Origin of the sequence: Corallococcus sp. NCSPR001, from assembly GCF_017309135.1 — a bacterium.
In the GTDB taxonomy this organism is placed as follows: Bacteria; Myxococcota; Myxococcia; order Myxococcales; family Myxococcaceae; genus Corallococcus.
On record NZ_JAFIMS010000002.1, the window covers coordinates 2,148,499 to 2,169,196 of the forward strand.

At 70.6% G+C, this 20,698-nt stretch carries 21 protein-coding genes; 18 read left to right on the forward strand and 3 right to left on the reverse strand.

Annotation, left to right across the window (positions count from 1 at the left end):
- Position 1 precedes the first annotated feature (1 nt).
- From queG to JYJ93_RS10920, 3 genes are read left to right on the forward strand one after another with little or no spacing between them, the layout of a single operon-like run.
- Positions 2–1,027: a tRNA epoxyqueuosine(34) reductase QueG gene (gene queG / locus JYJ93_RS10910; RefSeq protein WP_206789199.1), complete on the forward strand. Its 1,026-nt coding sequence runs from the start codon at positions 2–4 to the stop codon at positions 1,025–1,027.
- Positions 1,000–1,950: a DMT family transporter gene (locus JYJ93_RS10915; protein WP_206789201.1), complete on the forward strand. Its 951-nt coding sequence runs from the start codon at positions 1,000–1,002 to the stop codon at positions 1,948–1,950. Before queG ends, JYJ93_RS10915 begins: the two co-directional genes overlap by 28 nt.
- 12 nt (positions 1,951–1,962) lie before the next feature.
- Entirely contained in the window at positions 1,963–2,844 is an 882-nt protein-coding gene (locus JYJ93_RS10920; protein ID WP_269012804.1) for an ATP-grasp domain-containing protein, read from the forward strand.
- Between the two features lie 70 nt (positions 2,845–2,914).
- On the opposite strand, the gene JYJ93_RS10925 is transcribed toward JYJ93_RS10920, so the two are convergent.
- Entirely contained in the window at positions 2,915–3,706 is a 792-nt protein-coding gene (locus JYJ93_RS10925; RefSeq protein ID WP_206789203.1) for a hypothetical protein, read from the reverse strand.
- 95 nt (positions 3,707–3,801) lie between these two features.
- On the opposite strand from JYJ93_RS10925, the gene JYJ93_RS10930 reads away from it, so the two are divergent.
- Positions 3,802–4,704 carry an MTAP family purine nucleoside phosphorylase gene (locus JYJ93_RS10930; protein WP_206789205.1) on the forward strand — a complete coding sequence of 301 codons (903 nt, stop codon included), beginning with the start codon at positions 3,802–3,804 and terminating at the stop codon, positions 4,702–4,704.
- A gap of 117 nt (positions 4,705–4,821) precedes the next feature.
- Positions 4,822–5,871 (forward strand): YihY/virulence factor BrkB family protein, encoded by a 1,050-nt coding sequence (locus JYJ93_RS10935; RefSeq protein WP_206789208.1) that lies wholly within the window; start codon positions 4,822–4,824, stop codon positions 5,869–5,871.
- 31 nt (positions 5,872–5,902) lie between these two features.
- Here JYJ93_RS10935 and JYJ93_RS10940 read toward each other — a convergent pair whose 3' ends face one another.
- Positions 5,903–6,727 carry a M48 family metallopeptidase gene (locus JYJ93_RS10940; RefSeq protein ID WP_206789217.1) on the reverse strand — a complete coding sequence of 275 codons (825 nt, stop codon included), beginning with the start codon at positions 6,725–6,727 and terminating at the stop codon, positions 5,903–5,905.
- Positions 6,728–6,870: 143 nt separating this feature from the next.
- On the opposite strand from JYJ93_RS10940, the gene mutM reads away from it, so the two are divergent.
- From mutM to JYJ93_RS10985, 9 genes are all read left to right on the forward strand, one after another.
- Positions 6,871–7,773, forward strand: coding sequence for a bifunctional DNA-formamidopyrimidine glycosylase/DNA-(apurinic or apyrimidinic site) lyase (gene mutM, locus JYJ93_RS10945; RefSeq protein WP_206789225.1), 903 nt, complete (start codon positions 6,871–6,873; stop codon positions 7,771–7,773).
- A 79-nt stretch (positions 7,774–7,852) separates the two neighbouring features.
- A complete protein-coding gene (locus tag JYJ93_RS10950; RefSeq protein ID WP_242543763.1) occupies positions 7,853–9,721 on the forward strand; it encodes a TIGR04551 family protein in 1,869 nt (622 codons plus the stop codon).
- Between the two features lie 3 nt (positions 9,722–9,724).
- Positions 9,725–9,940, forward strand: a complete 216-nt coding sequence (locus JYJ93_RS10955; protein ID WP_206789229.1) for a hypothetical protein — start codon at positions 9,725–9,727, stop codon at positions 9,938–9,940.
- Positions 9,937–11,178, forward strand: a complete 1,242-nt coding sequence (gene lysA / locus JYJ93_RS10960; RefSeq protein ID WP_206789231.1) for a diaminopimelate decarboxylase — start codon at positions 9,937–9,939, stop codon at positions 11,176–11,178. The genes JYJ93_RS10955 and lysA overlap by 4 nt, the downstream gene beginning before the upstream one ends.
- 16 nt (positions 11,179–11,194) lie before the next feature.
- Positions 11,195–12,082, forward strand: coding sequence for a 4-hydroxy-tetrahydrodipicolinate synthase (dapA, locus tag JYJ93_RS10965; protein ID WP_206789232.1), 888 nt, complete (start codon positions 11,195–11,197; stop codon positions 12,080–12,082).
- 18 nt (positions 12,083–12,100) lie between these two features.
- Entirely contained in the window at positions 12,101–12,919 is an 819-nt protein-coding gene (gene dapB / locus JYJ93_RS10970; protein ID WP_206789234.1) for a 4-hydroxy-tetrahydrodipicolinate reductase, read from the forward strand.
- On the forward strand, positions 12,916–13,683 hold the full coding sequence (locus JYJ93_RS10975) for a fumarylacetoacetate hydrolase family protein (protein WP_206789235.1): 768 nt from the start codon (positions 12,916–12,918) through the stop codon (positions 13,681–13,683). Before dapB ends, JYJ93_RS10975 begins: the two co-directional genes overlap by 4 nt.
- Positions 13,680–14,219: a 2-amino-4-hydroxy-6-hydroxymethyldihydropteridine diphosphokinase gene (gene folK, locus JYJ93_RS10980; protein WP_206789238.1), complete on the forward strand. Its 540-nt coding sequence runs from the start codon at positions 13,680–13,682 to the stop codon at positions 14,217–14,219. Before JYJ93_RS10975 ends, folK begins: the two co-directional genes overlap by 4 nt.
- Complete coding sequence (locus JYJ93_RS10985) at positions 14,216–15,598, forward strand: hypothetical protein (protein WP_206789239.1); 1,383 nt, start codon at positions 14,216–14,218, stop codon at positions 15,596–15,598. Before folK ends, JYJ93_RS10985 begins: the two co-directional genes overlap by 4 nt.
- Here JYJ93_RS10985 and JYJ93_RS10990 read toward each other — a convergent pair whose 3' ends face one another.
- Positions 15,599–16,666, reverse strand: coding sequence for a KpsF/GutQ family sugar-phosphate isomerase (locus JYJ93_RS10990; protein WP_206789241.1), 1,068 nt, complete (start codon positions 16,664–16,666; stop codon positions 15,599–15,601). It lies immediately after the preceding gene.
- A gap of 118 nt (positions 16,667–16,784) precedes the next feature.
- Between JYJ93_RS10990 and fsa the strand changes: the two genes are divergently transcribed.
- The 4 genes from fsa to JYJ93_RS11010 all read left to right on the forward strand — a co-directional run bounded on the left by fsa (position 16,785) and on the right by JYJ93_RS11010 (position 20,666).
- Positions 16,785–17,450: a fructose-6-phosphate aldolase gene (gene fsa, locus JYJ93_RS10995; RefSeq protein WP_014399257.1), complete on the forward strand. Its 666-nt coding sequence runs from the start codon at positions 16,785–16,787 to the stop codon at positions 17,448–17,450.
- A 140-nt stretch (positions 17,451–17,590) separates the two neighbouring features.
- A complete protein-coding gene (locus JYJ93_RS11000) occupies positions 17,591–18,727 on the forward strand; it encodes an acyl-CoA dehydrogenase family protein (protein WP_120567641.1) in 1,137 nt (378 codons plus the stop codon).
- A 131-nt stretch (positions 18,728–18,858) separates the two neighbouring features.
- The gene (locus tag JYJ93_RS11005; RefSeq protein ID WP_014399255.1) at positions 18,859–19,656 is read left to right on the forward strand and encodes an electron transfer flavoprotein subunit beta/FixA family protein; all 798 of its coding nucleotides are present in this window, start codon (positions 18,859–18,861) and stop codon (positions 19,654–19,656) included.
- 44 nt (positions 19,657–19,700) lie between these two features.
- Positions 19,701–20,666, forward strand: coding sequence for an electron transfer flavoprotein subunit alpha/FixB family protein (locus JYJ93_RS11010; RefSeq protein WP_206789243.1), 966 nt, complete (start codon positions 19,701–19,703; stop codon positions 20,664–20,666).
- The last annotated feature ends 32 nt before the right edge of the window (positions 20,667–20,698 follow it).

The following is a 20,698-nucleotide window of genomic DNA, read 5'->3' on the forward strand; positions in this document are numbered from 1 at the left end:
CGTGTACGCGACGCAATTGCCCACTGCCCGGCTGAGGCAGCTCGCCCAGGACGTGGGCTTCGACCTCATCGGCTTCGCGCGCGCGGAGCCCATTCCGCCGTCGTCGCTGATGTCGTGGCTGGAGGCCGGCTACGACGCGGACATGGACTGGATGGGGTCGCGCGCGGAGGAGCGGCTCGACGTGTCGGTGCTGCTGCCGGGCGCGCGCACGGTGCTGTCCCTCGCGAACAACTACTGGCGGGATGACGCGCCGTCGCAGGGCTCGCCCATCGCAAGGTACGCGCGGGGCCGCGACTACCACTCCACGCTGCGCGACCGGATGAAGGCGTTCCGAAAAACCATCAACGCCTGGTACCCGGGGCTGGGCACCTACGGCGGCGTGGACAGCGGGCCCATGATGGAGAAGGTCTGGGCCGCTCGCGGGGGCCTGGGCTACGTGGGCAAGAACGGCTGCCTCATCACGGAGTCGCACGGTTCGTGGGTGCTCCTGGCCACGCTCATCCTGGACGCGGAGGTGGACGCGTACCCGGACGGGCCGGTGGCGGACCGGTGCGGCTCCTGCCGGCGGTGTCTCATGGCGTGTCCCACGGGCGCGCTGGTGGGCAACCGGCAGGTGGATGCGCGGGCGTGCCTGTCGTACCAGACGATTGAGAACCGGGACCGCGACGTGCCGGAGGCGTTCCGGCTCAAGTTCGACAACCTCATCTTCGGCTGCGACATCTGCCAGACGGTGTGCCCGCTGAACCGCAAGCCGGTGTTCGCGGACGACGAGCGCTTCATGCCCCGCGCGGTGGCGTCGCTGGGCACGCTGGAGCTGGCGGCGCTCACCCCCGAGCAATACAAGGAACTCATCCCCGGCACGGCGCTGGCGCGCGCGCGGTACGACGGTTTGAGGCGCAACGCTGTGTATGCACTCGGTGTCGCACGGCAGGCGCACGCCCGGCCGCTGCTCGAAAAACTCAGCGGCGACGACAGCGAGCTGGTACGCAGCGCCGCACGATGGGCGCTTCTGCAACTGGAGCCGTGACGCCGTCCGCCGCGCCGCCGCCGCTCGGGCGGGTGTACGCGGCGCTGACGGTGCAGGTGCTGATCAGCGCGGGCACGTACCTGGCCGCCAAGCGGGCGATGACGGAGCTGTCGCCGTTCACGGTGGTGCTGTGGCGCTTCCTCGTCTGCGGCGCCGCGTTCGTGACGCTGCTCGCGGTGACGCCGGGGCCCAAGCTGCCGCCGCGCCATGCGTGGCCGCGCATCGCGCTGCTGGGGCTGATGGGCGGGCCGGTGAACCAGACGCTGTTCTTCTCCGGCCTGTCGCGCTCCACGGCGGCGCACGCGGCGCTGTTCTACGCGCTCACGCCGCTGGGCGTGTACGTGGCCAGCCTGGTGCTGGGCCGGGAGCGGATGTCCACGCGGACGACGGCGGGCATCCTCACGGCGCTGGTGGGCGTGGTGGTGCTGCTCTTGGGCCGGGGGCTCGCGAGCGCGCGGGGCACGCTTGGGGGCGACCTGCTCATCCTCGCGGCGGTGGTGGCGTGGGTGGTCTACACGACGGAAGGCAAGCCCCTGGCCACCGAGCATGGACCGCTGCGCGCGACGGCGTGGACGATGACGGTCGCCACGCTGTTGCAGCTGCCGCTCGCCCCGTTCGTGCTGGAGCCCGAGGCGGTGTGGGCCTCCAGCGCCGCGGCGAAGGCCTCCATCGTGTACGTGGGGCTGATGACGTCGGTGGTGGCGTACCTGCTCTGGTCCTACGCGCTGTCGAAGGTGACCGCGTCGCGCGTGGCCATCTTCTCCAACCTGCAACCGGCGGTGACGGCGCTCGTCGCGTGGCTCTTCCTGGACGAAGCGCTGCACTGGGAGCTGGCGCTGGGGGGCGTGCTGGTGCTCGTGGGCGTGCGGCTGACGCAGAGCGCGCCGGTGAAGACCGCGCCGGTGGTGGTGCGCGCGGGCTGAGGGCGTTGACCCGTGAAGGCCCGCGGACGCACGCTGCCGTCCATGCTGCGTCCCGGAGAGGACTTGCTGAAGGTCGAGGACCGCCTGTGGCTGCTCACCGCGGCGACGGGGAAGGGCGTCTATGACTTCGCCTTCGACCGGTTCTTCGCGTGCCGCCGGCCGTACGTGCTGCCCGATGAGCCCATCGAAGTCGTCGCGCGCGCGGGCGCGTGGCCCGACTATGCGGAGCGCTACCGCGAGCTGGAGGCGCAGGGCGTGCGGTTGGTGCATTCACCGGAGCAGCACCTGCTCGCGACGGAGCTGCCGCACTGGTATCCGCTGCTGGAGGACCTGACGCCCCGGAGCCGCTGGTTCGACACGCCTCCGGATGCGCGCACGGTGGAGGCGCAGCTGGGCTGGCCGGTGTTCCTCAAGGGCGCGCGGCAGACCAGCCGCCATCGCAAGTCCCTCTCCATCATCGAGGGACCGGAGGCCTTCCGTCAGGCGATGGAGGCCTACGCCCAGGACGACATCCTGCACTGGCAGCAGGTGGTGTGCCGCGAGCTGCGGCCCCTGCGGCGCGTGGACGACACGCAGGGCGCGGACGCGCTGCCTCGCTCGTTCGAGTTCCGCACCTTCTGGTGGCGGCAGCAGTTGGTGGGCTTCGGGCCCTACTGGTGGCAGGGGACGCCGTACGCGCTGACGCCCCAGGAAGAGCGGGACGCGCTGGCGCTCGCGGGCGAGGCGGCGCGCCGGGTCGCGCTCCCGTTCCTCGTCGTCGACGTGGCCCAGGAGGTGTCCGGCCGGTGGATCGTCATCGAGTGCAATGACGGCCAGGAGAGCGGCTACGTCGGAGTGTCGCCCTTCGCGCTCTGGCAGCGCGTCCTGGACGTGGAGCGCGAGCGCGCGGGCTGAACAGCAAAGCCCTCCGAAGGCATGCAGCCTCGCGGAGGGCTTGGCGCTGTGGGCCAGATGGGAGCCCGCGTCAGTCTCCGTTGGGGTCCCACTCGGAGATGTCCTTCCGGGGGGGCTCCGCGGGAATGGTGGGACGCGGCGATTCGATGATGCGGGGCGGCGGCTCCTTCTTCGCCACCGGCGGCGGGGGCGGCAGGTCCTCGTCGTCCGAGCGGCTCGGCCGCGCGGGCTCGGCCACCACCGGCTTCGGCTCGGGCTTGCGCGCGGGCGGCTCCGCGAACGCATCGATGTCCGGCGTCTCCGCGCGACGGGGCTCCGGCTCGGGCGCCACGGCGGGGGAGGGCGGGGGCGGCGTGCGCTCCGGCTCCCGGGCCTTCACCGGGACGGCCGCCTGCTGCCGGCCGTTGTTCCTCGCGGGCTTCTCGTCCGACGCGCGGTAGCCCGTGCGCTCCGGGGGCGGCTCCGGCGGATCATCGTAGGAGTCGCGCACCGGCCTCGCGCGCGGCTGCTTGTTCTCCTCGTCGCCGAAGGGGTCGTCCTCGCGGCGGCGGTCCTTCTCCTTGATTTCGCGCAGCTTGGCCGCTTCCGTCTTGCTCGTCCGGCGCTCGGGCGCGGCCTCCGGTGCGTCCGGCGCCCGGTTGTTCACCGCGTTGAACCGGCGGGTGCACTGGTTGCGCGTCTCCAGGCAGCCGTCGAAACAGCGCGTCAGCTTCTTGAGGGCGGCGCCGTTGCCGCCGTACTCGATGGTGCAGTCCTCCTTGCACGTGGTGGCGTCCTCCTCGCAGCCGGGCGGGACGGGACCGGCCAGGGCAGGGGTTCCAAACAGGACGCTGAGGACGACGAGGCGCGGAAGAAGACGCATGGCAAATGTGAAAGCTACCAGTCTTCCGCGCTTCCTGGGCGAGCCCCCCGCGATATCGTCAGGCCCACGCCCGGCGACCGGGCGAGAGGAGACGCATGGCGGCGGTCAAGGTGGGCATCATCGGGGGCCAGGCCCTCTACCAGGCCCTGGGACTCCAGGGGCGCGGCGAACACCTCTCCGTGGAGACGCCCTTCGGGCCCCACAGCGCCCCACTCATCGCCACGGAATTGGACGGCGTCCCCATCATCTTCGTCTTCCGCCACGGCCAGGGGCACGTCCACAACGCCACCCGCGCCCCCTACCGCGCCAACCTCTTCGCCCTGAAGTCGCTCGGCGTCACCCACGTGGTCGCCACCGGCACCGTGGGCAGCCTGCGTGACGCCATCCAGCCGCTGCACCTGGCCCTGCCGGATCAGGTCATCGACCGGACCTACCGCCGTCCCTGCACCTTCTACGACGACGTCGCCGTGCACGTGGAGCTGGCCCAGCCCTTCTGCGCCACCCTGCGACAGACGCTCACCGACGCGGCCCCCAAGCTCGAAACGACGAGCGACACCGTGGTCCACGCCTCCGCCACCTACGTCTGCATCGAGGGCCCTTCCCTGAGCACCCAGGCGGAGAGCCAGCTGTACCGCACGTGGGGCGGGGACCTGGTGGGGCTCACCGCCATGCCGGAGGCGCGGCTCGCCCGCGAGGCGGAGCTGCACTACGCCCTCATCGCGCTGCCCACCGACCATGACTCCTGGCGCTCGCAGCCCGTGGGCCAGGAGCCCGAGGCGCTCCTGCCGCAGTTCACCCAGCGGCTGGACGCTGTCACCGCCCACGGCGCCGCGCTCCTGCGCCGCGCGCTGCCCCGCATCGCGGGCACGCCCGCCACCTGCCGCTGCGACAGCGCGCTCGCGCTGGCCATCTTCACCGACCGCACCCGCATCCCCGCGGAGGTGAAGAGCCGCCTGCGTCCGCTCCTGGGCCGCTACCTGCCCTCCGGGCTCGTCTAGCGTTCAACACCCGGCACGCCGCCAGTACCTCCGGCCGCGAGCGCTCGGCCGGCTGCCTGCTGCCGAATGGCCGGGCCGTTCACACATTGGCTCCCCACAGACCCGAGGGGGAACCACATGGGGCTGCCACGGCTCAAGTACCTGACGTGGAGGGAGTTCGCGCGTCGCTTCTGGAAGGAGATTGAGGAGGACACCGTCACCGACGTGGCGGCGCAGCTGTCCTACTACTTCATCTTCTCCCTGTTCCCCTTCCTGTTCTTCCTGGTCACGCTGGTGGCGTACATGCCGTTCGCGCCCGGCGCCGTGGACGCGATGATGGACCGCATCCGCCCGCTGGTGCCCGGCGACGCGCTGGGCGTGGTGAGCCAGCACCTGACGTCCATCGTCGGGGAGACGCGCCCCAAGCTGCTCACCGTGGGTCTCATCGTGGCGCTGTGGACGGCGTCGCGCGGCGTGGACGCCCTGCGCAAGGCGCTCAACCTGGCCTACGACGTGTCGGAGTCCCGGCCGTACTGGAAGACGCAGGGCCTGGCGCTGCTGGTGACGCTGCTGGGCGGCCTGCTCATCCCCCTGTCCTTCGCCATCCTGCTGCTGGGCGGGCGCGTGGGGGCGTGGGTGGCGGACAAGTTGGCGCTCATCGACGAGTTCCACCTCGTCTGGTCCTGGCTGCGCTGGCCCTTCACCGCGGCGCTGGTGATGCTGATGCTGTCGCTCTGCTACTACCTGCTGCCGGACGTGAAGCAGCGCTTCAAGTACATCACCCCGGGCTCCGTCATTGGCACCCTGTCGTGGCTGGGCAGCACCTGGGGCTTCACCCAGTACGTGGAGCACTTCGGCAAGTACGACGTCACCTACGGCTCCATCGGTGGCGTGGTGGTGTTGCTCTTGTGGCTCTACATCTCCGGGCTCATCTTCATCCTCGGAGGGGAGCTCAACGCCATCCTGGAGCACGCCTCCGCGGAGGGGAAGGCGAAGGGCGCGCGCGACTTCGGCCAGCCCGCGCCCCTGGAGCCGCCCCTCAAGACGCCCGGCGCGGCCAAGAGCGCCGCCAGCGCCCGGAAGACGCGGCTCGCGCTGTTCAAGCGCAAGCGCCGCGTGGCGGAGGGCAAGGACCCGGAGCCCCCGGGCCTGATGCCGGACGGGAGCGACAACCCGCCCGTGCACTGAGAGGCGCCGGGGACCGGCAGGCGAATGACGGCTACTGCTTGGGCAGCTTCGCCTGGATGGCCGTCAGCCCGCCCGGGGCGTTGCGGTCGCCCTTGAGGCCCTGCTGCGCGATGATCTTCCGCAGGTGCGCGATGCGGTCCTCGTTGGTGGGGTGCGTGGACAGCCACTTGAGCACGCCCGGCGTGGAGCCCTGCTCCTTCTGCAGCTTCTGGAAGAAGGTGATGAGGCCGTTGGGGTCGAAGCCCGCGGCGGAGGCGTACTTCGCGCCGTACTCGTCCGCTTCCGTCTCCTCGCTGCGGCCGTGCGCCAGCTGAAGTCCGCCGCCCGCCAGCTGCGCGGCGATCTGCGCGGCGGTGCCCGGGTTCTGGCCCAGCGCCACCTGGGTGATGGCCTGCAGGCCGTAGGCGTTCACCATGGCGCGCGCCGAGTGCCGGCCCACCACGTGGCCCGCCTCGTGCGCCATCACGCCCGCCAGCTCCGCCTCCGTGTCCGCCGCGAGCAGCAGGCCCGTGTACACGTAGAGGAAGCCGCCGGGCGTGGCGAAGGCGTTGACCGTCTTCGGGTCGTTGATGACGTTGACCTTCCACTTCACCCCGGAGCGGTCCTTGTTGGCCTGCGCGAGGATGGGCTGGGAGATGTTCCGGACGTACGCCAGCACCTCCGGGTCCTCCACGTATTTGACGTTCTCCTTCGTCTCCAGCTCCTTCTTCACCTGGAGGCCGAGCTGGTTCTCCTGCTCGTCGGAGATGAGGACACTGGCAATCGCCTTCTCCGCGCCCACGCGCTGCTTGGCGCAGCCCGTGGAGAGGCCCGAGGCCAGGGTGAGGGTCAGGAGTGCGGTGACCATCCGTTGCATGGGCGAGTCGTCCTTCGCTGGGGGTTGGAGGCTTTCGCGTCCGTCGTAACCGCGCCTCCGGGTCCCGGCAAGCACCTTCCCGGAGCGCCATCCACCGGGGGACATGCACCGGAAACAGTCCGGTGGTATGCCCCGGCGCCTGGATGCCTGAACTACCGGAAGTGGAGATCGCCCGGCGCAACCTGGAGCGCTGGTTCAAGGGCCACCGCATCGTGCGCGCGGAAGCGGACGCGACCCGCGTCTTCCGGGGCGCGGAGCTGCCCCACTTCACCCGGCTCACCGGGCGCGTCACCGCCCTGGAGCGCAAGGGGAAGTACCTGCTCATCACCCTGGAGGGCGGCCACGGCCTGATGGCCCACCTGGGCATGACGGGCAAGTTCGTGCGCCGCAAGGAAGGCGAGCCCGTCCCCTACAGCCGCGCCCGCTTCCACCTGGAGGACGGCCACGTGGTCCACTTCAGTGATCCACGCCTCTTCGGCCGCATGGAGCCGGTGCCCGCGAAGCAACTGTGGGAGCTGCCCGCGGTGAAGGCCCTGGGGCGGGACCCTTTGACGGAAGGGCTCACCGGCCCCCAGCTCCAGGAGGCGGTGGGGGACTCCAAGCAGGACCTGAAGGTGGCGCTGATGGACCAGGGCCGCGTCGCGGGCCTGGGCAACATCCACGCCGCGGAGGCGCTCTTCCGCGCGGGGCTGCACCCGGCGCGCAAGCCCGGCACCCTCACGCCGGACGACTGGAAGCACCTGGCGAAGGCCATCCACGCCGCCTTCGACTTCGCCTTCAAGGAGCAGGAGGGCGAGGACATCACCTATCTGGAGGAGCCAGGGTCCGTGAACCGCTTCCGCGTCTACGGGCGGGCCGAAGGGCCGTGCTCGAAGTGCGGAACGACGGTGGAGGCCTTCACCCAGGGTGGGCGCACCACGCATTTCTGTCCGAAATGTCAGCCGCTCTCCACGGTTGCTGTCCGCGCGTCCCGGAAGGGGACGGCGGCGCCAAAGGGGACGTCCCCCGCCGTCGGCGGCCCGAAACCCCGATCCCGTAGACGTTGACACCCCAGGGGGGCATGGCTTGAATCGCCCGCCCTTTACACCCGGCCGCGTCATGTCGCGGCCCCGGAGACCGTTGACCATGCCTCACGTCCTGCTGGCGGCGCTGCTCGTCGCCTCGTCCACGGCCACCGCCCAGACGCCGGTGCCCGATGGTGGCACGCCCGCGGCAGCCCCCCAGGAGTCGGCCCCCGCCGCGGCTCCCGCGGCCCCGGCCGCCGCTTCCCCCGCCCCCACCTCCGAAGGTTCCGTCAGCCGCGAGGAGCTGGAGCAACGCCTGGAGGCCACGCGGCAGGAGCTGCGCGAGGACATCCGCGCGCAGACGGCCACCCAGGCCGTGGCCAACAACGACTGGCAGGAGGAGTGGACGGAGGAGAAGCGCAAGCTGGAGCTGTTCACGCTGGACGGCTACCTGCGCGTGCGCCCCACGCTCTTCTACAAGTTCGACCTGGGCAAGCCCGCGCTGCCCACCGGCACGCCCCTGGGCCGCCAGCTGTGGACGCGCTCGCCGCGCTCCGCCGCCGAGCAGACCCAGGCGGGCGCCAACATGCGCTTCCGGCTGGAGCCGTCCTTCAATGTCTCCGAGGACGTGCGCATCAAGGCGCAGGTGGACGCGCTGGACAACGTCCTGTTGGGCTCCAACCCGGACAGCGCCTACAGCGGGGATGGGCGCAACAACTTCACGCTCTTCTCTGAGAACCAGTCCCCGTCCAACTCCGCCGTCAACGCGTTCAAGGACTCCGTCATCGTGCGGCGCGCGTACGGTGAGGTGACGACGCCGGTGGGCATCCTGCGCTTCGGCCGCATGGGCAGCCACTGGGGCCTGGGCATGCTGCGCAACGACGGCAACTGCCTGGACTGCGACTACGGCGACACGGTGGACCGCATCCAGTTCGTCACGGAGCCGTTCGCCGGCTGGTACGTGACGCCCATGCTGGACTTCAACTCCGAGGGGCTGTCCACGGAGAAGGCCAACGCCCTGGGCGAGCCGGTGGACCTCACCCAGTCCGACGACGCGCACAGTCTGGTGCTGGCCATCGCGCGGCGCGACACCGACCAGCAGCAGAAGGCCAAGCTGGACAACAACCAGGGCGTCCTCAACTACGGCCTGTACTTCACCTACCGCACGCAGCGGTACGCGACCACGACGGAGACGGGCGTCCCCTTCGATGACGCCAACCCCTCCATCCCCGTCAACGTCACCACGCCCACGTTCGTCCCGCGCGGCGGCACGCTCTACATCCCGGACCTGTGGTTCAAGTACGAGGAGAAGAAGTTCCGCATCGAGGCGGAGTTCGCCGCGCAGCTGGGCACCATCGACGGGCGCGCCACCACGGCGAACGAGCCCACCACCCAGTCGCTGCGCGTGGCGCAGTTCGGCGGCGTGCTCCAGACGGAGTTCCACGTCATCGAGAACAAGCTGCACCTGGGCATCGAGATGGGCTTCGCCTCTGGTGACAAGGCGCCGGGCTTCGGCAACTACCCGGGCCGCCAGGGCTCGGGCTCGGACGGCAACACCGCGCCGGGTGACGTGGAGGGCCGTCAGTACAGCTGCGACAACGGCGGCTGCAGCGACAACGCCATCCGCAACTTCCGCTTCAACCGCGACTACCGCGTGGACGTCATCCTGTGGCGCTCCATCCTCAATGGCGTCACGGACGCGTTCTACGTGAAGCCGGGCCTCAAGTACTCCATCGCGGAGGGCTTCGACGTCTTCGGCAGCGTCATCTACTCGCAGGCGTTCTACGCGGAGTCCACGCCGTCCTACGCCAGCAAGGCCCTGGGCCTGGAGGCGGACATCGGCGCGCGCTACGTCACGGAGGACGGCTTCGTGGCGGGCATCGACTACGGCATCCTCTTCCCGCTGGACGGCCTGAAGGACCTGAACCTGCCGGGCCAGGAGCTGAGCACCGCGCACGCCATCCGCGGCACGCTGGCCATCCGGTTCTAGCCCATGCGCACCTTCCTCCCGCGGCTGTGCGCCGCCACCAGCCTGACGCTCGCGCTGGTGGCGTGCGGCATCAAGGGCAGCCCCCGCGCGCCCCGTCCGGCGCCGCTGCCCGCGCCCACGGCGGAGACGGTGCCCGCGCAGCAGTCGCCTCGTGGACCCGTGGAGCCCTCGGGCCCCACGGTGCCTCCGTCCACCTCGGACGCCGGGCTGCCCGAGTGAGCGTCTTCCACCACCACAAGGGCGTGCTGCACGCTGAGCAGGTGCCGCTGCCCGCCATCGCGGACGCGGTAGGCACCCCCACGTACGTCTACTCCACCGCCGCGCTCACGGAGCGCTTCCAGGCGGTGACGGAGGCGTTCCAGGGCCAGAAGCACCTCATCTGCTACTCGGTGAAGGCCAACTCCAACCTGGCCATCCTGGGGCTCTTCGCGAAGCTGGGCAGCGGCTTCGACATCGTGTCCGGCGGCGAGCTGGCGCGCGTGAAGCAGGCCGGCGGCGAACCGGGCAGGACGGTGTTCGCGGGCGTGGGCAAGACGCCGGACGAGATGGCCCAGGCGCTGTCCCAGGGCCTGTTGCTCTTCAACGTGGAGAGCGCGGAGGAGCTGGAGGCGCTGGATGCCGTGGGGCGCAGGCTGGGCAAGCGCGCGCCGTTCGCCCTGCGCGTGAACCCGGACGTGGACGCGAGGACGCACCGCTACATCTCCACCGGCCTGAAGACGTCCAAGTTCGGCGTGCCCTTCGAGGAGGCGGTCGCCCTCTACGCGAAGGCGAAGAAGCTGAAGGGGCTCCAGGCGCTGGGGCTGGACTGCCACATCGGCTCGCAGCTCACTCGCACCGCCCCCATGAAGGCCGCCCTCACCAAGGTGGCGGACCTCTACGTCACGCTCAAGGCCCGGGGCCACGCGCTGGAGTACCTGGACGTGGGCGGCGGGCTGGGCATCACCTATTCGGACGAGACGCCGCCCAGCCCCCAGGAGTACGCGCGCACGGTGCTCAACGCGACGGAAGGCACCGGGGCCACGCTGCTGCTGGAGCCCGGCCGGGCGCTCGTGGGCAACGCGGGCGTGCTGCTCACGCGCGTGCTGTACCGCAAGCCCACCGAAGCGCGCACCTTCGTGGTGGTGGACGCGGGCATGAACGACCTGATGCGCCCGGCCCTCTACGAGGCGCACCACGACCTGCGGCCGGTGGTGAAGCGCCGCGGCCGGGACGTGGAGGTGGACGTCGTGGGGCCGGTGTGTGAGTCCACGGACGTGCTCGCGAGAGCGCGCCCCCTGGTGCTGCCCCGCCAGGACGACCTGTACGCCTTCATGAGCGCCGGGGCTTACGGGATGAGCATGGCTTCCACCTACAACTCGCGGCCCCGGCCGGCGGAGGTGCTGGTGGACGGAGCGGCCTGGCGTGTCGTGCGGGAGCGCGAGCGCGTCGAGGACCTCTGGCGCGGCGAGCGGGCCTGAACGTATAAGCGCCGGCATGAAGACCTTCGAAGGCTCCATGACGGCGCTGGCCACTCCGTTCCGTGAAGGGGTGCTGGACGAAGGGGCCTTCCGGGCCCTGGTGCGCTACCAGTTGGACGGCGGCACGAACGTGCTGCTGCCCATGGGCACCACCGGCGAAGCCGTCACCATGGACGCCGACGAGCGCGCGCGCGCCATCGCCGTGGTGGTGGACGAGGTGAAGGGCCGCGTGCCGGTGGTGGCGGGCGCGGGCAGCAACAGCACGCGCGAGACGATTGAGTCCGTGCGCCGCGCGCGCGAGGTGGGCGCCGACGGAGCGCTCATCGTCACGCCCTATTACAACAAGCCCACGCAGGCGGGCTTGGTGGAGCACTACCGCGCCATCGCGAAGGCGCATCCGGGCTTCCCGCTCATCGCCTACAACGTGCCGGGCCGCACGGGCGTGGACCTGCTGCCGGAGACGGTGCTCCAGCTGTGCGACATTCCGGAGGTCGTGGCGCTGAAGGAGGCCACGGGCAACCTCATCCGCGCGGTGGACCTGGTGGAGAAGTGCGGCGACCGGATGACGCTCTTGTCCGGCGACGACTTCACGGTGCTGCCCTTCATCGCGTGCGGCGGCAAGGGCGTCATCTCCGTGTCCTCCAACGTCGCGCCCCGCATGATGGCGGACCTGGTAGCGGCGGCGCGGAGCAACGACATCGCGAAGGCGCGCGGGCTCCAGGTGCGGATGAACGCGCTGCACCGGCTGCTCTTCGTGGAGTCCAACCCCATCCCGGTGAAGTGGGCGCTGCACCTGATGGGCATGTTCGGCCCGGAAATCCGCCTGCCGCTCGTGCCCATGGGCGAGGCGAACGCCGCGAAGCTCAAGGCCGAGCTGTCCGGGCTGGGCTTGCTGAAGGCCTGAAGAAGGGGACCGAGCGCCATGACCCGCACCGTCATCACCGGCATCTCCGGCCGCATGGGCAGCACGCTGGTCCGCCTGGCGAAGGCCGCCAGCGACCTGCCGGTGGTGGGCGCCACGGTGCGCCCGGGCAGCCCCCTCGCGGGGCAGGACGCGGGGCTCGTGGCCAGGCTGGGTTCACCGCTGGACGTGGTGGCGCACGACGACCTGGGCCGCGCGCTGGACGGCGCGAAGGCGGACGTCGTCGTGGACTTCACCGGCCCGGAGGCCACGCTGCACCACGCGAAGGTCTGCGCCGAGCGCGGCGTGGCGCTGGTGGTGGGCACCACGGGCTTCACGCCGGAAGGCCGTGCACAGCTCCAGGAGCACGCGAAGGTGATTCCCATCGTCGCGGCGCCCAACATGTCCGTGGGCGTGAACCTGGTCATCCGCATGGCCGCGGAGCTGGCGCGCGTGCTGGGCCCTTCGTTCGACGTGGAGGTGCTGGAGGCGCACCACCGCATGAAGAAGGACGCGCCCAGCGGCACCGCGCTCAAGCTGGCGGAGGTGCTGGTGGACGCGCTGGGCCGCTCGAAGGACGACCTCACCTTCGCTCGCGAGGGGCAGACGGGCGCCCGCCCGCCGGGTGAGATTGGCGTGCAGGCGCTGCGCGGCGGAGACGTCGTGGGCGAGCACACGGTCTACTTTTTCGGCGAGGGCGAGCGCATCGAGCTCACCCACCGCGCGACGAACCGTGATCAGTTCGCCACAGGGGCGCTGAGGGCCGCGCGCTGGGTGGCGGGCCGCGCGCCGGGACTCTATGACATGGCCGACGTGCTCGGCCTCCAGGGGAAGACATGACCGCCCGTTACTGCCGCTTCCAGGTCGAGGGCCGCGCCAGCTACGGCCGCGTCGACGGCAACGAGGTGGTGGTGCTCACCGCCGCGCCGTGGGCCGGCGGCAAGGAGACCGGCCTGCGCCGCTCGCTCCAGGGGCTCATGCTGCTCACGCCCTCGGACGCGTCCAAGGTCGTCTGCATCGGCCAGAACTACCGCAAGCACGCGGAGGAGATGGGCAAGCCCATCCCCACGGAGCCGCTCATCTTCACCAAGCCCTCCACCGCGCTCAACGGCCCGGGCGCTCCCATCCGCATCCCCAAGGCGAGCCAGGAGGTCCACCACGAGGCGGAGCTGGCGCTCGTCATCAGTGAGCGCCTGAAGAACGCCGACGAGGCCACCGCCGCGCGCGCCATCTGGGGCCTCACCTGCTTCAACGACGTCACCGCGCGCGACATCCAGCGCAAGGAGATCCAGCACACCCGCGCCAAGGGCTACGACACCTTCGCCTGTGCGGGCCCCTGGGCCGTGACGGGCCTGTCCCCCGCGGACCTGCGGGTGGTGTGCCGGGTGAACGGACAGGTACGCCAGGATGGCCGCACGTCCGACATGGTGTTCAGCCCCGCCCGCCTGGTCTCCTTCATCTCCCACATCATGACGCTGCTGCCCGGCGACCTGGTGAGCACGGGCACCCCGTCCGGCGTGGGCGCGCTGAAGGCCGGGGACACGGTGGAGGTGGAGCTGGAGGGAATCGGAACCCTGGTGAACCCGGTTGAGATGGAGCCTTGAGCGCTACCGTCTATGTAGGACTGGGTTCCAACGAGGGCGACCGCGAGTCCCACCTCGTGGCCGCCCTCGCCGCGATGTCGTGCATCGACGCGGTGTCGGTGCTGGGCTGTTCCTCCCTCTATGACTCGGCCCCGGTGGGGCCCGCGCAGCCGCGCTTCCTCAACGCCGTGGTGGCGCTGGAGTGCGACCTGACGCCGCAGCGCCTGCTGTGCATCCTCCAGCGGATTGAGCAGGACCTGGGCCGCCGCCGGATGCAGCGCTGGGGCCCGCGCACCATCGACCTGGACATCCTCCTGTGGGACGAGGAGGACCACTGCGTCGTCGCGGACGCGAACCTCCAGGTGCCCCACCTCGAACTGCACAAGCGCCGCTTCGCGCTGGAGCCCCTGGCGGAGCTGGCCCCCGACGCCCGCCACCCGGTGCTGGGCATGACGGTGCAGGAGCTGCTCGCGAAGCTCGCCCCCCAGGACGTCCGCAAGCGCGAGGCCCTCTACTGGCCCGACATGGGCGCCCGTTTCCCCGTCCACGAACTATGAGCCTGTCCCTCGTCCTGGCCACGACCGCGCTGCTCGCGGCCGAGCCCACCTCCCTGCCTCCCGGCCACCCCACGATTCCCCCTGGCACCCAGGCCTCTCCGGCGATGGGCACGGGCATGGGCGCTGGCGCCAACGCCGCCCCCGGCGCGCTGCCCCCCGGCCACCCCACGATGCCCGCGGGCTCCCCCGTGGCGCCGGGCACGCCGCTGCCGTCGGGCCACCCCACGGTGGACACGAACAAGCTGCCGCCCTCCGCCGAGGAGCTGATGAAGCAGCTCGACTCGTCCGAGGGCCTGCGCGAGCGGGAGAAGACCTTCGAGATCGCCTCGTCGCTGGGCAAGCTCTACTACACGAACGGCCGCAACGCGGAGGCGCTGGCCTACCTGGGCCAGGCGCAGGCCAAGGCGGACGGCGTGCGCTCGCTGTTCCTCGCGTCCAGGAAGAAGCTGGGCAAGGCCGCCATCCCCACCCCGGAGGCCGCGAACTGCGGCTTCACGCCGGGCCAGGCGCTGGACTCCATGGAGGCCGTGGCGCAGGCCCGCGCGAAGTCCGGTGACGCCGCGGGCGCCGCCTCGTGCGCGCTGGCCGCGCTGGTGCCCGCGCTGGACGTGGACGTGCTGCGCGGCAACGCGCTGTACCTGAGCGGTGACAGCGCCAACGCGCTGAAGGCGTACGCGCGCGTGCTGGAGATCGCGCCCCGCCACGAAGAAGCGCTCTACGCCCACTCCGCGCTGCTCTTCGAGACGCAGGGCGAGGACCTCCAGGCGCTGGGGGCCGCGCGCCAGGGCTTCGACGCGGTGGTGACGGCGAACCCGGAGTCCCAGCGCGCGCCCATGGCCCGCGAGCTGAGCGGGCGCATCGCGGAGATTGTGAAGGCGGGCGGTCGCAAGAAGTGGCTCGCCTCGCGCGCCGCGGACCGCAAGGTGCGCCTGTCCCAGTCCCCCGCGCAGGCCGCCGCGCTGCCTTCGGACGCGCCGCGCCCGCTGACGCCGGAGATGGTGGACGCGGTGAAGAACACCGAGCGCACGCCGGAGCTGGAGGCGGGCCTCACGAAGCTGGTGGAGGAGGGTGAGGAGCACCTGGCGCGAGGCCGCTACCAGGAGGCCCTGGCCAACTACACCCGCGTGGTGCCCTTCCAGCCGGAGAACGGCCGCGCGAAGGCGGGCATGGCCTGGGCGCTCGTCGGCCTGGGCCGTCCCATGGGCGCGCGCGTGTGGGGCGTGGCGCTGGAGTCCGACGCGGGCGCGGTGGAGAAGCTGGGCGACACGCTGCTCGCCAAGGGCGACGCGAAGGGCGCCAGGGCGCTCTGGGAGAAGCTGGCCCAGGACGTGCCCAACTACCCGAACAAGGCCGCGCTCCAGGCGAAGCTGTCGCAGTAGCTACACGAACTTCGCCGCCAGCAGGTCCTGGACGTCGAGCAGGCCCACCGCCCGGCCCTCGACGTCCACCACGGGCAGCTGGTCCACCCGCAGCTCGCGCATCTGCGCGGCGGCGGTGAGCACCAGCGTGTCCGGGGTGATGCAGCGCGGGCGCTTGCCCATCACCTCGCGCACCGGCACCTCGAAGTCGGTGTGGCCCCGCTCCACCAGCCGGCGCAGGTCGCCGTCCGTGAAGATGCCCTCCAGCTTCCCGTCGCGGTCCACCACGCACGCGGCGCCCGGCCGGCCCGGCGTGTTGGTCATCACCACCACCGCCAGGGACAGCCTCGCGGTGTCCAGCACCAGCGGGTTCGCGGGGCCCGTGCGCATCAACTCGAAGACGCGCAGCACGGAGCGCCCCAGCTTCCCGCCCGGGTGCAACAGCGCGTAGTCGTCCCTCCCGAAGGGGCGGCTTCGCAGCAGCGTCATCGCCAGCGCGTCGCCCACGGCGTGCAGCGCGGCGGTGGACGCGGTGGGGACCAGGCCCATGGGGCAGGCCTCTTCGATGCGGCCGATGTCCAGCACCACCTCCGCGCCCTTCGCGAGCGCGCTGTCCGCGTCTCCCGTGAGCGCCACCACCGGCGTGCCCATGCGCTTGAAGAGGGGCAACAGGCGCAACAGCTCCTCCGTGCTGCCGCTGTTGGACAAGGCGAGGATGACGTCGCCTACGCCCACGCGGCCCAGGTCGCCGTGCACCGCCTCCGCGGGGTGGAGGAACACGGAGCGGACGCCGGTGGACGCCAGCGTGGAGGACAGCTTCTGGCCGATGTGGCCCGCCTTCCCCATGCCCGTCACCACCACCTGTCCCGGGCAGTCGCGCACGAGCTTCAGCGCGCGCAGGAACGCGTCCCCCAGCCGGTCCGTGACGCCGAGAATCGCGCGGGCCTCCGCCTCCAGCACGCCGCGCGCGTAGGTGAGCGCGGCCTCGTCGTCCTCGTCGCGACGGGTGGGGGCGGGGGGGGACGCGCGGCCGGGGAGGGCGCGCAGGCGGGGCTGCTTCTTCGCGGTGGAGCGGGGGGCGCGGGCCATGGCTGGGCGCTACCTCTACTCCAGCCATCGCGTGGGCGGCCATCCTTGACGCATGGGGGGGCCTGGGCTACGGCCTGCCCGCCCGGCCGCCCGTGGCCGGAAAACCCAAGGGGACGGCATGAAGTTCTTCATCGACAGCGCGGACGTCGGCGAAATCCGCAAGGCCCATGAGATGGGCTGCGTGGACGGCGTCACCACCAACCCGTCACTGCTGGCCAAGGTCGGCCGCAACCTGGAGGAGACCATCCGGGAGATCTGCTCCATCGTGGACGGTCCCATCAGCGCCGAGTGCGTGTCGCTGACGGCCCCGGAGCTCATCAAGGAAGGCCAGGGCCTGGCGAAGATCCACGACAACGTCGTGGTGAAGATCCCCATGGGCGTGGAGGGCATGAAGGCCGTCAAGGCGCTGACCGCCGACGGCATCCGCACCAACGTCACCCTCTGCTTCTCCGCCAACCAGGCCCTGCTGTGCGCCAAGGCCGGCGCCACGTACGTGTCGCCCTTCGTGGGCCGGCTGGACGACATCTCCCAGGACGGCATGGAGCTCATCGCCCACATCCTGGAGATCTACCAGAACTACGACTTCACCACGCAGGTGCTGGTGGCCAGCGTGCGCAACCCCGTCCACGTCCTCCAGGCCGCGCGCCTGGGCGCGGACGTGGCCACGCTGCCCTACAACGTCATCACCCAGCTGGCGAACCACCCCCTCACCGACGCGGGCATCCAGAAGTTCCTCGCGGATTGGGAGAAGGTCCCCAAGCAGGGCAAGCCCGCCGGGAAGTAGACGTCCGGCCGTCTCCCCCGCCGTTCCGGTGTCCCTGGAACGACGGGGGGGCCCTCTCGGGGGCTGGCGCCAGGACGGCGGGAGCGGTATGGCAGGGGAAGCGGATTGATATTTGAATCAACCTCCCCGGAGCCCCGCCCATGGATTTCCAGCTCAGCGAAAACCAGCGCGCCTTGCAGGACGCCGCGCGCAAGTACGCCCGTGACGTGGTGCGCCCCAAGGCCCCGCACTACGACGAGACCTCCGACTTCCCCAAGGACCTCATCTCCGCGGCCTTCGAGCTGGGCCTGCTGAACATGGCCATCCCGTCCGAGTACAACGGCGTGGGCCTGACGCACCTGGAGCAGGTCATCGTGTGCGAGGAGCTGGCGTGGGGCTGCGCGGGCGTGGCCACCTCCCTCATCGCCAACGACCTGGCCAACCTGCCCATCATCCTCCACGGCACGGACGACCAGAAGAAGCGCCTGCTGGCCCCGTTCGGGGAGAAGCTCAAGCTCAGCTGCTTCTGCCTCACGGAGCCCGCCGCGGGCTCGGACGTGGCGGCCATGGGCACCACCGCGCGCCGCGAGGGTGACGAGTACGTCCTCAACGGCAGCAAGTGCTTCATCACCAACGCCGGCTACGCGGATCAGTTCACCGTGTTCGCCACGCTGGACAAGGGCAAGAAGCACAAGGGCATCACCTGCTTCGTCGTGGAGGGCCGTCCGCAGGGGCTCACCACCGGCAAGCACGAGAACAAGATGGGCCAGCGCGCCAGCAACACCACCACCGTCACGTTCGACGAGGTGCGTGTCCCTGTCGCCAACCGCATCGGTGAAGAGGGCGAGGGCTTCAAGATCGCCATGGCCACGCTGGACAACAGCCGCCCGCTGACGGCGAGCATCTCCATTGGCATCGCCCGCGCGGCGCTGGAGCACTCGCTGGAGTACTCCGCGCAGCGCCAGACGATGGGCAAGCCCATCCGCGAGCACCAGGCCGTCCAGTTCATGCTGGCGGAGATGGCCATGAACACCCACGCCGCGCGCCTGCTCACCTACGAGAGCGCGCAGGTGCTGGATGAGGGACAGCGCAACACCCTCCAGTCCAGCTACGCGAAGTGCTTCGCCGCGGACATGGCCATGAAGGTCGCCACGGACGCGGTGCAGGTGTTCGGCGGCTACGGCTACATGAAGGAATACCCCGTGGAGAAGCTGATGCGCGACGCCAAGCTCATCCAGGTCTACGAGGGCACGAGCCAGGTGCAGCGCCTGGTCATCGCGAAGGAACTGTTCAGGTAGAAAAGCAAAACTGTGCCCGGCGGGGCTTTCCCGTTGCCGCCGCCGTGTGCGGATGTCTATTACTCCGGCCCTGATGCGCGACGCGTCAAGCGCCCGATTTCCAAACACTCCCCACTGAGGAGAAGCCCGCCGTGAAGATTCTCGTCACCGCCAAGCGCGTGGAAGATCCCGAGTCGAAGATCAAGGTGAAGCCGGACGGCTCGGACATCGTGAAGGAGGGGTTGAAGTACAAGATCAACCCCTTCGATGAAATCGGCGTGGAAGAGGGCCTGCGCCTCGCGGCGAAGCACACCGGCGAGGTGGTGGTGGTCTCCATTGGCGGCAAGGAGGTGCAGGAGCAGCTGCGCCACGCGCTGGCCATGGGCGCCAACCGCGCCATCTGGGTGAACCACACGGGCCCGCTGGATCAGCTGGGCATCGCGGGGCTGCTCCAGAAGGTCGCGGAGAAGGAGAAGCCGGACATCGTCCTCTTGGGCAAGCAGTCCATCGACGATGACCAGAACCAGGTGGGCCAGTACCTGGCCGAGTTCCTGGGCTGGGGCCAGGCCACGTTCGCCTCCAAGGTGGAGTCGCTGGAGAGCGACCAGGAGAAGAACAAGGTCCCGGCGGTGGTGCTGTCCGCGGACAAGAAGAGCGTCCAGGTGGTGCGTGAAGTGGACAACGGGCTGGCGACCCTGGAGGTCCAGCTGCCCGCCATCGTCACCACGGACCTGCGCCTGAACCAGCCGCGCTACGCCAGCCTCCCGGGCATCATGAAGGCGAAGAGCAAGCCCATCGAGGAGCTGACCCCGGCGGGCCTGGGCGTGGACGTGGCCCCCAAGATTCAGGTGCTCAAGCTGGCGTCGCCCCCGGCGCGCAAGGCGGGCATCAAGGTGCCGGACGTGGCCACCCTGGTGGAGAAGCTGCACAACGAGGCGAAGGTCGTCTGACCCGCGCTGCCAACCCTTCCAACGATTCCGGAGACAGACACACCATGTCCATCGTCCTCATCGTCGCCGAGCAGCAGCCGGACGGGAACCTGCGCAAGGCCTCCCTGAACGCCATCGCCGCGGGCAAGCAGCTGGCCGACAAGGCCGGCGCCGAGCTGCACCTCGTCCTTCTTTCCAAGGACCCGTCCAAGCTGGCGGAGGAGCTCAAGGGCTCCGGCGCCAAGGTCATCCACACCGCCGCCGCTCCCGAGTTCGAGCACTATCTGGCCGAGACCTACGCCCCCGTCGTCGCGGGCCTGGCGCAGGAGCTGAAGGCCACCTTCGTGGGCGCGGCCTCCACGGCCCAGGGCAAGGACCTGCTGCCGCGCGTCGCCGCCCGGTTGAAGGCCGCCATGGCCACCGACATCACCGCCATCAACGGCGGTGGCGCGGACATCACGTTCACCCGTCCCATGTGGGCCGGCAACGTGTTCGCCGAGGTGAAGCTCTCCACGCCGGTGCAGGTCATCAGCATCCGCGCCACGGAGTTCAGCCCGGTCGCGGGCGCCGGCGCGTCCGCGGAGGTGAAGTCCTTCCAGCCGACGCTGGAGGCCTCCAAGACGAAGTTCGTGTCGTTCAACGAGGTGAAGAGCGCCCGTCCGGAGCTCACCGAGGCCAGCGTGGTGGTCTCCGGTGGCCGCGGCACCAAGGGCGACTTCAAGGAAGTGGAAGCGCTGGCGGACCTGCTGGGCGCCGCGGTGGGCGCGTCCCGCGCGGTGTGCGACGCGGGTTGGGTTCCCAACGACCTGCAGGTCGGTCAGACGGGCAAGGTCGTCGCGCCGAAGCTGTACATCGCCGCGGGCATCAGCGGCGCCATCCAGCACCTGGCCGGCATGAAGTCCTCGAAGACCATCGTCGCCATCAACAAGGACCCGGAGGCGCCCATCTTCCAGGTGGCCGACTACGGCCTCGTGGACGACCTCTTCAAGGTCCTGCCCGCGCTGCGCGAGGGCATCCAGAAGCTGAAGTAGTCACACGCCCGCCGTCCTCACGGCGGACCGTG

What these genes read in the sequence shown, in the direction of transcription:
- JYJ93_RS10930 (WP_206789205.1), top strand. Translation starts at nt 3,802, where the DNA reads ATGGCGGCGGTCAAGGTGGGCATCATCGGGGGCCAGGCCCTCTACCAG.
- JYJ93_RS11000 (WP_120567641.1), top strand. Translation starts at nt 17,591, where the DNA reads ATGGATTTCCAGCTCAGCGAAAACCAGCGCGCCTTGCAGGACGCCGCG.
- JYJ93_RS10935 (WP_206789208.1), top strand. Translation starts at nt 4,822, where the DNA reads ATGGGGCTGCCACGGCTCAAGTACCTGACGTGGAGGGAGTTCGCGCGT.
- dapA (WP_206789232.1), top strand. Translation starts at nt 11,195, where the DNA reads ATGAAGACCTTCGAAGGCTCCATGACGGCGCTGGCCACTCCGTTCCGT.
- JYJ93_RS10915 (WP_206789201.1), top strand. Translation starts at nt 1,000, where the DNA reads ATGGGCGCTTCTGCAACTGGAGCCGTGACGCCGTCCGCCGCGCCGCCG.
- JYJ93_RS10955 (WP_206789229.1), top strand. Translation starts at nt 9,725, where the DNA reads ATGCGCACCTTCCTCCCGCGGCTGTGCGCCGCCACCAGCCTGACGCTC.
- JYJ93_RS10925 (WP_206789203.1), bottom strand. Translation starts at nt 3,706, where the DNA reads ATGCGTCTTCTTCCGCGCCTCGTCGTCCTCAGCGTCCTGTTTGGAACC.
- fsa (WP_014399257.1), top strand. Translation starts at nt 16,785, where the DNA reads ATGAAGTTCTTCATCGACAGCGCGGACGTCGGCGAAATCCGCAAGGCC.
- dapB (WP_206789234.1), top strand. Translation starts at nt 12,101, where the DNA reads ATGACCCGCACCGTCATCACCGGCATCTCCGGCCGCATGGGCAGCACG.
- JYJ93_RS10990 (WP_206789241.1), bottom strand. Translation starts at nt 16,666, where the DNA reads ATGGCCCGCGCCCCCCGCTCCACCGCGAAGAAGCAGCCCCGCCTGCGC.
- JYJ93_RS11010 (WP_206789243.1), top strand. Translation starts at nt 19,701, where the DNA reads ATGTCCATCGTCCTCATCGTCGCCGAGCAGCAGCCGGACGGGAACCTG.
- JYJ93_RS10950 (WP_242543763.1), top strand. Translation starts at nt 7,853, where the DNA reads ATGCCTCACGTCCTGCTGGCGGCGCTGCTCGTCGCCTCGTCCACGGCC.
- JYJ93_RS10975 (WP_206789235.1), top strand. Translation starts at nt 12,916, where the DNA reads ATGACCGCCCGTTACTGCCGCTTCCAGGTCGAGGGCCGCGCCAGCTAC.
- JYJ93_RS10940 (WP_206789217.1), bottom strand. Translation starts at nt 6,727, where the DNA reads ATGCAACGGATGGTCACCGCACTCCTGACCCTCACCCTGGCCTCGGGC.
- JYJ93_RS10985 (WP_206789239.1), top strand. Translation starts at nt 14,216, where the DNA reads ATGAGCCTGTCCCTCGTCCTGGCCACGACCGCGCTGCTCGCGGCCGAG.
- mutM (WP_206789225.1), top strand. Translation starts at nt 6,871, where the DNA reads ATGCCTGAACTACCGGAAGTGGAGATCGCCCGGCGCAACCTGGAGCGC.